15 protein-coding genes are annotated in these 13,557 nt (G+C 46.7%); 7 read left to right on the top strand and 8 right to left on the bottom strand.

The window, feature by feature from the left end:
• Window positions 1-177 precede the first annotated feature (177 nt).
• Entirely contained in the window at window positions 178-2,046 is a 1,869-nt protein-coding gene (locus ACHZA2_RS04295; protein WP_319578664.1) for a hypothetical protein, read from the top strand.
• Window positions 2,047-2,056: 10 nt separating this feature from the next.
• Here the strand turns inward: ACHZA2_RS04295 and ACHZA2_RS04290 are convergent, their stop codons facing one another.
• The 7 genes from ACHZA2_RS04290 to radC form a co-directional block, all read right to left on the bottom strand.
• Window positions 2,057-2,680 (bottom strand): flavodoxin family protein, encoded by a 624-nt coding sequence (locus tag ACHZA2_RS04290; RefSeq protein ID WP_319578663.1) that lies wholly within the window; start codon window positions 2,678-2,680, stop codon window positions 2,057-2,059.
• Window positions 2,677-3,291, bottom strand: a complete 615-nt coding sequence (locus ACHZA2_RS04285; protein ID WP_319578662.1) for a flavodoxin family protein — start codon at window positions 3,289-3,291, stop codon at window positions 2,677-2,679. Before ACHZA2_RS04285 ends, ACHZA2_RS04290 begins: the two co-directional genes overlap by 4 nt.
• 40 nt (window positions 3,292-3,331) lie before the next feature.
• Window positions 3,332-3,991, bottom strand: a complete 660-nt coding sequence (locus ACHZA2_RS04280) for a peroxiredoxin (protein ID WP_319578661.1) — start codon at window positions 3,989-3,991, stop codon at window positions 3,332-3,334.
• Window position 3,992: 1 nt separating this feature from the next.
• Window positions 3,993-4,331 carry a carboxymuconolactone decarboxylase family protein gene (locus ACHZA2_RS04275; protein WP_319539954.1) on the bottom strand — a complete coding sequence of 113 codons (339 nt, stop codon included), beginning with the start codon at window positions 4,329-4,331 and terminating at the stop codon, window positions 3,993-3,995.
• A 4-nt stretch (window positions 4,332-4,335) separates the two neighbouring features.
• The gene (locus ACHZA2_RS04270; protein WP_319539955.1) at window positions 4,336-4,461 is read right to left on the bottom strand and encodes a desulfoferrodoxin FeS4 iron-binding domain-containing protein; all 126 of its coding nucleotides are present in this window, start codon (window positions 4,459-4,461) and stop codon (window positions 4,336-4,338) included.
• 72 nt (window positions 4,462-4,533) lie between these two features.
• Complete coding sequence (locus tag ACHZA2_RS04265; protein ID WP_324291963.1) at window positions 4,534-4,764, bottom strand: hypothetical protein; 231 nt, start codon at window positions 4,762-4,764, stop codon at window positions 4,534-4,536.
• Between the two features lie 412 nt (window positions 4,765-5,176).
• Window positions 5,177-5,848 (bottom strand): DNA repair protein RadC, encoded by a 672-nt coding sequence (radC, locus tag ACHZA2_RS04260; protein WP_319578660.1) that lies wholly within the window; start codon window positions 5,846-5,848, stop codon window positions 5,177-5,179.
• A gap of 133 nt (window positions 5,849-5,981) precedes the next feature.
• Here radC and ACHZA2_RS04255 point away from each other — a divergent pair, with 133 nt between their 5' ends.
• From ACHZA2_RS04255 to ACHZA2_RS04230, 6 genes are all read left to right on the top strand, one after another.
• Entirely contained in the window at window positions 5,982-6,482 is a 501-nt protein-coding gene (locus tag ACHZA2_RS04255; RefSeq protein ID WP_319578659.1) for a rubrerythrin family protein, read from the top strand.
• Between the two features lie 157 nt (window positions 6,483-6,639).
• Complete coding sequence (locus ACHZA2_RS04250) at window positions 6,640-7,446, top strand: cache domain-containing protein (protein WP_319539959.1); 807 nt, start codon at window positions 6,640-6,642, stop codon at window positions 7,444-7,446.
• Between the two features lie 204 nt (window positions 7,447-7,650).
• Entirely contained in the window at window positions 7,651-9,477 is a 1,827-nt protein-coding gene (locus tag ACHZA2_RS04245) for a hypothetical protein (protein ID WP_319578658.1), read from the top strand.
• Window positions 9,474-10,445: a hypothetical protein gene (locus tag ACHZA2_RS04240; RefSeq protein ID WP_319578657.1), complete on the top strand. Its 972-nt coding sequence runs from the start codon at window positions 9,474-9,476 to the stop codon at window positions 10,443-10,445. Before ACHZA2_RS04245 ends, ACHZA2_RS04240 begins: the two co-directional genes overlap by 4 nt.
• Before the next feature lie 79 nt (window positions 10,446-10,524).
• The gene (locus tag ACHZA2_RS04235) at window positions 10,525-11,034 is read left to right on the top strand and encodes a hypothetical protein (RefSeq protein WP_319539962.1); all 510 of its coding nucleotides are present in this window, start codon (window positions 10,525-10,527) and stop codon (window positions 11,032-11,034) included.
• A gap of 54 nt (window positions 11,035-11,088) precedes the next feature.
• Window positions 11,089-12,243 carry an FAD-dependent oxidoreductase gene (locus ACHZA2_RS04230; protein ID WP_319578655.1) on the top strand — a complete coding sequence of 385 codons (1,155 nt, stop codon included), beginning with the start codon at window positions 11,089-11,091 and terminating at the stop codon, window positions 12,241-12,243.
• Between the two features lie 43 nt (window positions 12,244-12,286).
• On the opposite strand, the gene ACHZA2_RS04225 is transcribed toward ACHZA2_RS04230, so the two are convergent.
• The gene (locus ACHZA2_RS04225) at window positions 12,287-13,552 is read right to left on the bottom strand and encodes a DNA methyltransferase (protein ID WP_319578654.1); all 1,266 of its coding nucleotides are present in this window, start codon (window positions 13,550-13,552) and stop codon (window positions 12,287-12,289) included.
• Window positions 13,553-13,557: the final 5 nt, after the last annotated feature.

The raw sequence follows: 13,557 nt of genomic DNA, 5'->3' as shown, positions 1-13,557 counted from the left end.
CATCGTGGTGGTATATAAATTAGGAAGGGCACAGGGCGAAAGTGTTCGGAGATCATACAATGAGATGTTTGTGCTCCTGATGACTAGATAAAAATAAACTCAATGTTTATATTTATCCAGATGTATTTTCGTTCAAATCTGATAAATCTAAATAATTATTTTATTGCTAACATCCGGATGCTTACACTGTTTCTGATTATTTTTTCATCATGTGTTCTTCTTGTTGGAGGATTTTTGTTTCATCCGGCAATCAATGGAGACGGAAATGAATATGTAGGGATGACGATTTCACTTTTTAATCATTTGTCTCCTGATTACAGGATTCAAGATGCAGAGTTAAAGCAAAAAATATATGATGAAAATGGTATTACTGCCAATTTAACTGCGGGATACATTGCATCACTAAAGGGAACTCTAGAAGCATCTCATCTCTGGTTTTATTCTCTCTTTGTATTGCCTTTATTTTATCTCCTGCATATTTTTTCCTTAAATGAATTGAAGGCATTTCAATTTTTCAATATTTTTTTGCTGATTATAACGATGTTTGTTATGTATCGATATGATACAATAATAAAACCCAAACATTTTTGGTACATCGCTATATGCATCTCATCACCTGTTCTTTTGTATATACACTGGACTCATACCGAAGTATTTTCGTTTTGCTTTGTTACGTTGTCTCTGTTCTTTGGATTTCTATCAGATAACAAAAATTATTATCTGGCAGTCCTCTTTTCCTCATTGGCTTCGTTACAGAATCCTCCACTTGCGGTTCTATCATTGGCTTTGACTCTATCTGGCTGGAGATCTTACACCTTTAAGATTAAGAGTTTGATCTGTCTCATTGCAATATCTTCTATCTCCCTTCTCCCCTACATCTACAGTTATTATTTTTTTCATACGACCAACCCTCAAATGTTTATTGGTGCAGCAAGTTTCTCGCTGATATCCTGGGAGAGGGTGTTAGGGATATTTGGTGATTTAAACTCTGGAATCATAGTATATCTTCCACTAATTTTGATAATTTCAGTTATTCTGGTCCCCTATTCTATCATAATTCAACATGATTCACGCATATTATTTATTTGGGGGATTATTCTGGCTCTTGGATTTGCCAGCACAACAACAATAAATTGGAATTGTGGGATGATGTACATCTTCAGGTATGTTGTCTGGATAATCCCGCTATTATTTGTAGTTGTGGCATTGATCACCGAGTACAATTCAAATTATGTGGTCTCTCTCATACTTCTGATCGCACTTTTATCAACAGGAAGCACCACAGTTGGTTGTCTCATGGATCATAGAGGCGATAATTATCTGACCTTTAATCAGTTATCCAAATCAGTAATGGTAACCTACCCAAGCCTATATAATCCCGATTATGAAATATTTGGGGAAAGATCACTTTATACAGAGCATGCCTATGAGAAAGGATTCCCATATTTTATGATTTATAACAATACTATTCGAAAAGAATTATCTGGTATTGATTATATTTCTCTTCTTGATAAAATTGATAATAACGCCTTTATCGATCAGAAAAAGGCTGTCATCCAATATGGGAAAGGATATATAAATGGTGATCTGGACCTTTCAGCGCTTCCTGTAAATTTGAACAATGTTCACATATTTGCAAAAAATACTTTTAATCCTGATATTTTTGATTCATCCATACAATTTATAGATTACACAACTGGCTGGAGCCAGATCAAAGATGAGAATGGAAAGGCATTTCGGTGGATGGAAAATAATGGTACGTTTGCTACATTATCTCCAAATGACAGAGTAGTTGAATTGAGATTTCAAGGGAGAAGCAATTCTCAAAATAGAACTCTTAATATAATCTCTGAAGGACAGATCCAAGGAAACATCATAGTAACACCAAATCAAGGTAGTTATGCTCACGAGATCAGTCTGAAAAAGGGGTTGAATATAATTCAATTCAATATTCCTGATCTTGAAAAAATGCCGTTCTGGAGAACTATGGAACGGTACCCGATTATTGGGTTCAATAACATTTCCATTTCAGATCAGGTGTATTAAATTTTTAACCTTACTTTACTATATTGCACGGCTCTTTTGCCAGTATGCCTCTCACTGCATCATTTCCACTCTGGTACGCAGAGGCAAGGATATCAGGGTTTCCTATAATGCCTCCGTATCCATCCATATCTTTTGCCAGGATGTTATCGCAGTACGAAAACCCGAATATGTTAAACAGTGCTGTCATCATGGGGACAGCAGTCGAGAAGACATCATCACGATCCATTCCTGCGGTTGAGAGAAAGTATCCCCTGTGAAGAATTTTCTTTTCTGAGGGAAGTGGATGGGTTTTAAGTTTAAAATGTCTGACCCAGATGTAGTGGGCACGGTCAATGAACCCCTTCAGTTCGGTGGTTATACCCATGGTATAGATGGGGGACGATATTGCAAGGCAGTCTGCACTCAGCATCCGCTCAAAAATCGGATGAACATCATCTTTCAGAATACACTCTCCCGTTTTATGACAGGCATTGCACCCTTTGCATGAGGAGAATGATAATCTGCTCAGGATCACCTTCTCTGTCTCGGCTCCAGCTTCTGTTGCACCCTTCAAAAAGGTATCAAGCAGGATCTCAGTATTACCATTCCTGTGGGGACTTCCTAGCACTCCGATGACTCTTATCTCCCCGGTCATGCAAAGAGCCTCTCTTTGAGTATGGAGATTATCTCAGTGCCTTTCTTCATCGCATCCTCTTGCGCAGTCGGATGGTGCAGCACTGCCCCTTTCTCATCTACGTGATTTATCATCAGATATCCGATGTCACGATCCCTGACCTCGATCACATGAAAAAAGCATTTTATTACCGGTATGGCGGCATCGAACACGTAACTCCAGTCCTGTCCGGCTGTAGAGATGAAGAGACCAAGTCGTTTTCCTTTCCGTTCTGGTGGAACAACCGGCAGTTTTAGTACATACTTCCGGGATCTGAATACCTGTGCCCGGTCAATGAGGGCTTTTACCTGGGAACAGACACTCATGCAGTAGATAGGTGATGATACAATGATGCAGTCAGCTTCAAGGATCTGATCATGTAGTTGATCCATACCATCCCGGATGACACACTGGTTTAACCGCTCACATGCATTGCAGCCCCGGCATGGCCTGACATCTGCATCTGCAAGGGCGATCTTCTGGACTGATACATCTGGTTGGTTACCCATCGATGAAAGAACCCAGTCCAACAGTTGTTCTGAATTGCCATGTCTGCGAGGGCTTCCAGAAATGGCAAGAACCCTGATCCCCATATCATCCAGTGTTGGTGGTTTGCTGATAAAAGAAGAGGGGTCAGGATTCTTTGAAGCAGAGGTAAAAATCTTTGTAATCGTATCCTTCAGTTATCCTCTTATCTGCCTCTTCTACGGTCTTTGGAGGTGGAACAATGACTTTGTCCCCTGGCTGCCAGTTGGCCGGTGTTGCTACTCCTTCTTTGTCAGAGGTCTGAAGGGCTTTTACAAGCCTTACTATCTCTGGGATTGATCTCCCGTTACTGAGCGGGTAATAGATCATTGCCCTGAGTATCCCTTTGTCATCGATGAAGAAGACTGTCCTCACCGTTGCTGTGCTACTCTGACCCGGGTGAACCATCCCATACAATGTTGCAACTTTCATATCAAGATCTGCAATCACCGGGAATGGGATCTCAACACCCATCTTCTCTTTGATATTTCTTATCCAGGCAATATGGGAATGAACACTATCAATTGATAAACCAATGAGCTGCGTGTTCATCGCCTTGAGTTCATCATAAACCTGGGCAAAAGCGATGAATTCAGTTGTGCAGACCGGTGTGAAATCGGCAGGGTGGGAGAAGAGTACAATCCACTGTCCCTGCAGTTCTGATAAGGTAATAGTCCCCTGGGTGGTAACAGCCTCAAAGTCCGGAGCCGGGGCACCGAGTATGGGAAGGCTGATACAGTCGCATTCAAACTCTTCATCGCAGTTCATATCACATGACCTCTTCTTCAATGATCTTGCCATTCACATATGCCGGCATACCGGCAAGCATGTATGCGACTCTGAGAGCCTCTTCAACTTCATCCTTGGTTACTCCAAGGCTCTTCGCGCCTGCCATCTGTGCCTTGATTGCATGCTGATCTCTCATTGAGGTGGCAATTGCAATAGCAATCAGTTTCTTTGTCTTTCGCGAGAGTGCCCCGTCATCCCAGATATACTGATCAAGTTTGAGAATCATCTCGTGAATATCAGGATCTGTTTCAGCCAGTTTTTTGAATATTCTGGGTACTTTTCCGATCTTCTTCTCAAGGTCATCCATTCCAGTTGTCATTGGATCACTCCTGCAGGACCATCGGCTCACCGCAACAGATCAGCTCGCCGCCTCCGACTTCGATAACCTTTACCACGTTTCCGCAGATCTCACATTCAAAGACCTGTCCTTGCTCTGATACATTAACCATTTATGTTCCTCGGGGGGTGGGGGATATTCATAAGGCAATACCTGAGTTCCTGCCGGGACAGGCTGAAGCCGGTTACGAGCGCTTCGGTGGGTGTGTAGCATCTTCCGGGGTTTTTACATCGTCCCTGATATGAGTAATCGGGAAGCAGTCGTACATCTCACAAGCACATGCAGGGCAGTGACGAAGATCCTGTTCTGCATCGGTCATCTCGTATGTCTTTCCGCAATCCACACAGACGTATTTTCCCGGACCGACCTTCTCTCCTGCTTTTACTCGCTTCTGTTCACTCATGGTTTTTACCATATCTTTACTCATCATCATCGTTATTTAATGATTCGGAAGAGAATATTTCGAATTGATGAGGCATTTTCCATTTCCGGGTAAAATTTTCCTTTACTACATTTCTAAACCTAGTTTGTTACTACTATCATTCTTCGGAATTCAACGAAAAAGCGGGTATGGGCTCCCGGCCATTGCGCTGCCTGGAAGACCGTTTTCTTTGGAAAAAAAGCCCAAATTATTAAACCTCTATCCCCTGTTGGAGCAGAAGGATGTGATGTCTGATTATTCGGGCCTGATACTTGAACTGACTGAAGGAGGTTCGGTGTGTTCACGAAACTATATTATAACCGATGATGTCAGAAAAAAGCTATATTAATCGAATTCATTATCAGATGGTATAGATCGGGGTAATCTTGTTTCAATATAAGTGTGGTTACAGATACCCTCCTTCCTTCAATGAGGTGATCCCGGTCTTTGAGATTATTATATGATCCAGAAGGGGTATGCCCAGAATTTTTCCAGCCTGTACAAGCTGGGTCGTGATCTGGATATCCTGTGAACTTGGTTCGAGGTTTCCTGATGGGTGATTATGAACACAGATGATTGAGGCAGCCCGGTCTGATATCGCATCACAATATACCTCACGGGGATGCACAAGACTGTGATTGAGCAGACCCATTGTGATAGTTCTCGATTGTATCACTTCTGATGCCCCGTTCAGGGTTACAACCAGGAAATGCTCCTGCTTTTTATACCTGGTCTCAGTGATCTCCGGCAGCTGAAGAATGTCGTCAGGCCGGGTTATTTTACGTGTGGGCTCATCTGATGGCTTCCCGTATCTTCGGGCAATCTCAAAACATGCCAGAAGAACACATGCCTTCGACTGCCCAATACCTTCGACACTGATGAGCTGATCGTAGCCTGGAAGGTCCTCCTTCTGTAAGAGATCTGCAACCTCTCTTGAGATTGAGATGATGTCACGGTTCGGGGTCCCTTTTCCCAGAATAGCAGAGATGAGTTCATGATCTTCAAGAGACACTGCTCCTTTGAGCACCATCTTCTCCCTCGGACGGTCATGAACGTCAATGTCCCGCATCCGCCTCATAGTATCTCTGTTGTCACCTCATCCATAAGGATGTGAATGGTATGGTTGTCACGATGCATCCTCATGTGATTCTGCCGGTACGAACATTCGGATATCAGAACTAATTTATGGCCATCTGTAATACTGATCCGGTATGGCAACCAAGGACAATCTGAAAGCAGGCTTTGCCGGAGAATCTCAGGCAAACCGCAAATATGCATCATTCTCTGAGAAGGCAACAGAAGAAGGATTTCCTCAGGTAGCAAAACTCTTCCGTGCTGCATCAGAAGCAGAAGCCATCCATGCACGCCGTCATCTCTCAGTTCTAGGCATCGGTTCTACTGCTGAAAATCTCGCAGTCTCTGTTGCCGGAGAGACTGAAGAGTTCACCGAGATGTATCCCGGATTTATAAAAGAGTCCGAGGCTGAAGCGAATGCAGATGCTACCAGGTCGTTCACCTTCGCAATGAAGGCTGAACAGGTCCATGCCGGTCTCTATGAGAAGGCCCTTACTGCAATTAAGTCAGGAATAGACCTTCAGGCAGATCATATCTATCTCTGTCCGGTCTGTGGAAATGTTGCTCTCGACAAAGCCCCGGGAAATTGTCCCATCTGTGGTGTTCCTGGATCCAAGTGGTCAGAGATCACTCTCTGATTCAGATCATTTTTATCTAAGCCGGGTCGACTTTTTTAAATCAGACTGTACCCCTGCTAATTTTAGCCGGAGTAGATCCTTTCTTTTCCCGTGTATCTCTCACGTTGCTGAGAGATGACAATCATTCATATATACCTTCGTAGAGAATTATAGGTGCATGAGATCAATCTTCTGGATTGGATGTGTCCTCACGGTTCTCGTCTCCCTGCTCGTCTCCGGAGCATTTGCGGAGTCTGTGAACAATTCTACTGTAAAGGCAACTGGTGCCCTTGATGTAAACAAGACTGTTCCCGCTCAGGAAGCAACCAGTGTGAATGTTACCGATAAGGCAGTCAATGCTACCTCTCCGGCAGCAAAGGTAAATGCAACCAGCGGTAAGGCAGCAAATGTCACTACAACAGAACCTGACCTTGTGAATGATACCCTGGTCAAGTTTGTGAATGATGCAAGAACCTTTGCACTTAACAGCGGCAAGACCACTGCTCTTGCAACCTTTAACAGCCCATCAAGCCAGTTCTCCAACGACAAGATGTACATCTTTGCCTATGACACTGATGGAAAGGCACTTGCACTTCCATATGATCTGGGATCAGTTGGCAAGAATATGATCTCCGCCACTGACTCAACCGGTCTTCGCTACGTTCAGCAGATGGTTGACGTAGCAAAGATTCCAGGCGTTGGATTTGTCAAGTACCAGGAAATAAACCCGCTGAAACAGGGAACTATCATGAACAAGGTATCCTACGTTGCAAGCGTAGATGGAACCTACTTCATTGGTGCTGGCGTCTACATGACCAAGGATGACAAGAAAACTCCAGCAAAGGCCGAGGTTACAGCAAACATTACTGGCTCTGCAGTTAATGCAACCAATGCAACTCTGCCTTCAGATACTCCTGTCAAGACAGCAGTAAAAGAAGCTGTAAAAGAAGTAGTAAACAAGACGGTATCCAATCTCACCGCGTAAATCTAGAGATACTTTCTTCTTTTTTTTGTTCGCTTAACGAACTCCTGTTTCAACTGTAATTCTTCCGCGGCTTCTGAATTGCTACTTATATAATCAGCGGGATACAGCCGAACATACCTTTTATGGATCCCTTCACGAAACCTTGATATTAGTTTTTCCCATATATCCTCAGAACTATCTTTTCAGGCGTGGGGTAATGGGTCTATGAAACAGGTGTTCGTAGGATTTTTAGTATGTGGGTTGCTGCTGCTCATGCAGATTGTCTCTGCAGCCCCGGGAGAAATTATCTGGCAGCAGACTCTGGGTGGTCAGGCCGCAGAGGAATGGGGTTACAGCATAGATACAACCTCTGATAACGGGATGATCATTACCGGGATTGCGTACTCTGAAGATGCCAATATCTCCGGTGCGAAGGGTCAGGGGGATCTCTGGGTTGTGCGGTTTGGCCCTGATGGCAAGCCACTCTGGAACCATGCATATGGCGGAAATGGTTCTGATTATGGTCTTTCAGTGAAAACCCTCAGTGATGGTGGTTCCATTATTGTCGGGACAACCGGGTCAACCAACGGGGATATCTCGGGTTACCATGACAACGGCGATCTCTGGGTCATAAAACTGTCATCTTCTGGAGAGCCGGTCTGGAAACATGTGTATGGGGGGAATATGACCGATGAAGGAGGAGACATTATTCCGACTCCTGATGGCGGTTATATGGTGGTCGGCTATACCATGTCCAATGACGGGGATGTAACAGGTCATCACGGGGGTGGAGACCTCTGGATGATGCACCTTGATCAGGCAGGCTCCCTCGTATGGCAGAAGGTGTTAGGAGGATCAAAGCGTGACAGTGGCAGCAGCATCATCCGAACATCAGACGGGGGGTACGCCATGACCGGCAACACCTACTCCAGCGACGGGGATGTGACCTCCAACCACGGCAGCAGCGATCTCTGGGTCGTGAAGACCGATGGAAACGGGACCCTGCTCTGGCAGAAGTCATATGGAGGTTCGAAACTGGACTGGGGTCATTCACTGATCGAACTCCCGGGAGGCGACCTCCTGGTCGCCGGTGTGACAGCATCATCTGATGGTGATGTTCATCTCAATCATGGCGCAGGAGACATCTGGGTCCTCCGTCTTTCATCCCAGGGTGGTCTGATCTGGGAGAAGACGTATGGAGGAAATTTCAGCGACAATGTCTGGAAAGTTGAGCCATCACCGGGGGGTGGTGCTTTTCTTGTCGGTGAAACCTTCTCTGTGGACGGTGATATCCCGGGCAACCATGGTGATGCAGATCTTTGGACCTCTGAGATCGACGGGAACGGAACACTCCTCTGGCAGCGGACACTCGGTGGAAGTAATTATGACAGCGGGTCCTGGGGCAGGCTGATGCAGGATGGAAATCTTGCTGTTGTTGGGACAACCCGCTCCTCTGATGGAGATGTTCAGGGAAGCATTGGCAATGGAGATCTCTGGGCAGTAAAGATCAATACCGGAGGTGTCCCCTCAAACGGATCTGCGAACTCATCTGTTAACACCTCCGTTCAGACACATCCGGTGAACCTGAGTAACGTGAGTGCGAATGGCACAACTCCTCTCATTGCCGATAATGCTACACAACTGCCACTGTCTCATCCAATAAACAGTACTAACACAACAGGGAATGTCACACCCTCCCAGGTGACTGTGTTCTCTGGAAATAGTTCTGAAAACCTGACGATGCCCATTCCATCCCCGGCTATCAACCTGACTGCAGGAAATAATACTGTGAATGGAAGTGCAAATCTATCGGTAAACACCACCCTGGTTCCGATTCCAGGGTTTGTTCAGATCCCGGGAGATCCTGATAGTGATGGAAAATATGAGGACCTGAATGGAAATGGGAAGATTGACTTGCAGGATCCGCCTATACTTTTCAATAACTTCGACTGGATAAAAGCAAACCTTCCGAACCAGGCATTTGACTTCAATGGAAACGGGGTCCTGGATTACGGGGACATCACCGCATTGTTTGAGGAGGCATCCCGATGAAAAAATTGTGTCTTGCGATATTAATTGTGCTTCTTACAGGGTTCTGCTCTGCAACTGGCAGTGCATCAACCATCAGCATCTCACCGGCGTCGATATCAGGAGTCGGAATGAGCAGTACTGCAACAATCTCTCTAGATTCTGCAGATCAAGGCCTTTCAGGGTACATTCTGTCGGTATACCCGGTTAATCCGCAGATTTCAACGATAAACGGGGTAACCTTCCCTGACTGGGCAACCCTTTCTGATGCAACCCATGGTGAAGGTGCGACATACATCATCAGGGCCCTGGACATGAATGAGGCAGTAGGTCCGGGAGCGAAAAATGTCCCGCTCGCTACATTGACCCTGAGTGGAGTAACTCCTGGAAGCACACAGATCATGATCGAGGTAAAACAACTCGATGATGACAACGGGAACGCGATCAATTCTCCGGTAATTCCAGGACCGGTCACGGTAGGCAACAGTGGCGGTGATCAGATCCTGAACCTGCAACTTGTACCGGGCTGGAACTTCATAGGGATCCCAATGATCATGCAGCCTGGAACAGATACCGCAGAAGTGTTCAGAAATGTTCCAAGTGCCGGACACTCGGTCTTCACCTACGATGCACAGAAAGGATGGAGTATCGTAGGCCCGAAGGATACTCTCTCTCCAATGAATGCATACTGGATCTATACAGAGCAGGCACAGACTATTCCACTCAGGGTTCAGGGACCGGCAACATCCCCCAGAGCACTCGGTTCAGGCTGGAACATATTCGGTGCTCCGGGACTGGCACAAAAACCTGCATCTGACATCCTTGCGTGCCTGACAGACTGGACATATGTCGTTGGATTCGATTCAACACACCAGCAATATCAACAGTCGATCATCAAAGGCGGCTCCGGACCAAACTCTGACAAGACCCCGTTAGTTCCGGGAGCAGGGTACTGGATCTACCTCTCTGTACCTGGACAACTGAACCCCTGATGGGGACAAATCCATTTATTTCTCCGTGCCATTGTACTAATGAGACTTGCCGTTTGGCAAAGACTCGGACGCTGATATCATGTATCTGAAAGCCGGAATAATTCTAGTCTCACTGTTCTTCATAATCAGCAGTGTGTCTGCAATCCCCCCACTGCCGTATGAGTTCTATGGCAACGCCACGATCAATGGTGCCCCTATCCCTGCAGGAACTGTCATTTCAGCAAAGATTGGCGAAACCGAAGTTGGGAACATCACTGTTGGCGAGGCCGGAGTGTATGGAGGTTCAGGCACCTTTGACAAGCGTCTCGTGGTAAATGGTGATGAGAAGCAGATTGGTCAGTATATCACCTTCAGTGCTCAGGGCATGGAGGCAGCGCAAAAGGTCAAGCTCTATGCAGGCGAATCCCAGCGTCTGGATCTGACTTTTGCACCTGGTGTATCAGGAAGCATTGATGCATCGGTGACCCCTTCTCAGCAGACCAATACTCCTGATCTTCCTAAAGCAGAACCCACAAAGGCAGCACCCATGATCGGTGCTCCTATTGCTGCAGGTCTTCTTGCCCTGGTACTGTTTGCGCGACGATCATAACGGTAACCCCCTTTTTCCCGCATCTTCATATCTTCCTACTGCATATCTGCCTGTATGGCACAGGTGACCGTCTATTCAACGCAGAACTGCCCGTACTGCCGTCTTGCAAAGGCCTTTCTTGACCGCTACGGGGTTGAATACCGGAGTATTGACGTTGGTGTCGATCGCAAGGCAGCAAAAGAGATGGTTGAGAAGTCAGGCCAGTACGGGGTGCCGGTGATAACTGTCGATGACGAGGTTATCGTTGGGTTTGACTCGAACCGGCTCTCTGAACTGTTTGGAAGCGGTGAGACATCTTCGGTCTATGACGTCATCATCGCTGGTGCAGGTCCGGCAGGAATGACCGCGGCCCTGTATTGTGCACGTAAGAATCTGAAGACGATCGTCATCTCTGAAGACATCGGCGGGCAGGCTCTTGAGAGCTGGAATATTGAGAATTACATGGGTTACCGGATGGTCACCGGTGATGAACTGATGTCAAAGTTTGAAGAGCAGGTGAGGCAGACCGATATCAGGATCGAACTTGATCAGATTACTACCCTTCTGCCTGTATCAGGCGGGTACCAGGTAAAGACCACATCAGGTCAGGAATTCAAAGGAAAAAGTATCATCCTTGCACAGGGGAAGCGGCCGCGACGGTTAGGACTAGATCGCGAGGAGGAGTTTACCGGCAGGGGTATTTCTGTTTGTGCCACATGCGACGGCCCCCTCTTCAAGGAGCGGGTTGTTGCAATTGTTGGTGGTGGGAATTCAGCCTTGCAGACCGCTATTGAGATGAGTAACATTGCCACAACTGTGCACCTTATTGTGAGGAGTAAGATCAGGGCTGATCCGATCTACGAAGAGAAGATAAAGAGCCATTCAAACATCATCATTCATCTTGGCTGCGAAGTCACTGAACTTAAAGGAACAGATCGCTTAAATGGCATAGGGATCAAGGAACGACTATCCGGGAAGAGTGAGGAGTTGCAGGTTGATGGTCTCTTCACCGAGATAGGCTGGGTTCCAAACACCAGTTTCCTGGAAGGGCTGCTTAAACTCAATTATCTGAAAGAGATCGAGATCGATATCAACTGTCGGACAAATGCACCTGGCATTTTTGCTGCCGGCGACGTCACTGCTGTTCTTGGCAAACAGATCATCATCGCTGCCGGTGAGGGAGCAAAGGCTGCTCTAGCAACATTTGACTACCTGATGATGAAACAGTAAAACCGGAGGGCAGACGAACTGACAGTCCCGGGTTCCGGAACGGTCAATCCTCTTTTTGAAACAATACAATCCGGTTGGTGTTGGTTCCGATTTCCATATTTGACACACCCCAGATGTTTGCAGTTTTGGTAAACTCCTGACTGTTCACCACGATCCCCCTGCAGGTAAAACCTGCATTCAGCCCGACCGGCACAATCACCTCATCAAGCATGACCGTACGGTTCCTCACTTCCCCAACCTCAAAGGCTACCCATCCGCCAGGCCGTGTGATCCTGAAGAGTTCATAAAAAACCTCCTGCATTACGTCTGTCCAGTCACTCACCCGGGGGAGTTTGGTTATACGGGAGCCTATCTCCTCTTCATCAATGCCGTTGAACCAACACCTGAGCCAGTTGTCAGCAGAGTACTGGACAATATCCAGAAATGGTGGCGACGTGACCGTGAGGCTGACTGAGTTATCCTCAATCGCAGGTGTCTTCCGTGCATCACCGGTGATGAACTGAATAGTGTCACCTGCCTCATGGAGGTTTTTGCTCTCCTGTCTGGTCAGATCTTTTATAAGACTCCGGGATTTTTTCAGAATTATATCTCTGGTACTCCGATATGGGGGCTGTTGCCCACGCGTCTCATTGATCCGTACCTGCCGGTCAGGTGAGACCGCCTGGTTTGGCGGGAGAGTATACACTGAAAAAAAACCTGGTGAATGTCCGGTCAGTCTGTTGGTTGCAACCATCCTGATCCACTGATCGAGGTGGTCAAGGCTTTCTGTCTTCTCACGTTCAAGAAGATACCTCCTGAGCGAAAGGATCTCCGCCTCAGTCTCCGGGTGGTAGAACATGGAGAGATCGCGTTCAGCCCTGAGTCCTGATGTGTACGGGATTGCAAGAAGCCGTGCCTTTACCTCTCCTGGATCAGGAATAAAAAACCGTGGAACAGTAAGAATTCGCGAGAGAGGATTGATGTCATTTGCAACAACCCTCCTGCCAAGGAGGCCCGCCTCAAGTGGTGTCGTTCCCCTTCCTGCAAACGGGTCGTATACGAGGTCTCCTGGCTCGGTCAGGAGTGTGATAAAAAACCTGGGAAGCTGGGGCTTAAAGCAGGCACGGTATGAGATCTCATGGATCTTTGCTGCCTGTCGTTGCCGCGCAGTCCAGAACTCGTTTGTGTACCTGACTATGTGGTTCCCTGATACTGTAATGGTATCAGGAAGGGTAGTCCCCTCTTGAAGCGTCCGCTGACCGGATGAATCATCTTCAAGGATAAAAGACCGGAGGTATGTATCCACATCAGCAGGAGTTCGCCGGCTCATCTCGA

Source organism: uncultured Methanospirillum sp. (assembly GCF_963668415.2).
Classification (GTDB): Archaea; Halobacteriota; Methanomicrobia; order Methanomicrobiales; family Methanospirillaceae; genus Methanospirillum.
Note: the sequence above shows the minus strand (reverse complement) of the source record. Positions and strands in the feature narration are given on the sequence as shown.

What these genes read in the sequence shown, in the direction of transcription:
- ACHZA2_RS04295 (WP_319578664.1), top strand. Translation starts at nt 178, where the DNA reads ATGCTTACACTGTTTCTGATTATTTTTTCATCATGTGTTCTTCTTGTT.
- ACHZA2_RS04290 (WP_319578663.1), bottom strand. Translation starts at nt 2,680, where the DNA reads ATGACCGGGGAGATAAGAGTCATCGGAGTGCTAGGAAGTCCCCACAGG.
- ACHZA2_RS04285 (WP_319578662.1), bottom strand. Translation starts at nt 3,291, where the DNA reads ATGGGGATCAGGGTTCTTGCCATTTCTGGAAGCCCTCGCAGACATGGC.
- ACHZA2_RS04280 (WP_319578661.1), bottom strand. Translation starts at nt 3,991, where the DNA reads ATGAACTGCGATGAAGAGTTTGAATGCGACTGTATCAGCCTTCCCATA.
- ACHZA2_RS04275 (WP_319539954.1), bottom strand. Translation starts at nt 4,331, where the DNA reads ATGACAACTGGAATGGATGACCTTGAGAAGAAGATCGGAAAAGTACCC.
- ACHZA2_RS04270 (WP_319539955.1), bottom strand. Translation starts at nt 4,461, where the DNA reads ATGGTTAATGTATCAGAGCAAGGACAGGTCTTTGAATGTGAGATCTGC.
- ACHZA2_RS04265 (WP_324291963.1), bottom strand. Translation starts at nt 4,764, where the DNA reads ATGGTAAAAACCATGAGTGAACAGAAGCGAGTAAAAGCAGGAGAGAAG.
- radC (WP_319578660.1), bottom strand. Translation starts at nt 5,848, where the DNA reads ATGAGGCGGATGCGGGACATTGACGTTCATGACCGTCCGAGGGAGAAG.
- ACHZA2_RS04255 (WP_319578659.1), top strand. Translation starts at nt 5,982, where the DNA reads ATGGCAACCAAGGACAATCTGAAAGCAGGCTTTGCCGGAGAATCTCAG.
- ACHZA2_RS04250 (WP_319539959.1), top strand. Translation starts at nt 6,640, where the DNA reads ATGAGATCAATCTTCTGGATTGGATGTGTCCTCACGGTTCTCGTCTCC.
- ACHZA2_RS04245 (WP_319578658.1), top strand. Translation starts at nt 7,651, where the DNA reads ATGAAACAGGTGTTCGTAGGATTTTTAGTATGTGGGTTGCTGCTGCTC.
- ACHZA2_RS04240 (WP_319578657.1), top strand. Translation starts at nt 9,474, where the DNA reads ATGAAAAAATTGTGTCTTGCGATATTAATTGTGCTTCTTACAGGGTTC.
- ACHZA2_RS04235 (WP_319539962.1), top strand. Translation starts at nt 10,525, where the DNA reads ATGTATCTGAAAGCCGGAATAATTCTAGTCTCACTGTTCTTCATAATC.
- ACHZA2_RS04230 (WP_319578655.1), top strand. Translation starts at nt 11,089, where the DNA reads ATGGCACAGGTGACCGTCTATTCAACGCAGAACTGCCCGTACTGCCGT.
- ACHZA2_RS04225 (WP_319578654.1), bottom strand. Translation starts at nt 13,552, where the DNA reads ATGAGCCGGCGAACTCCTGCTGATGTGGATACATACCTCCGGTCTTTT.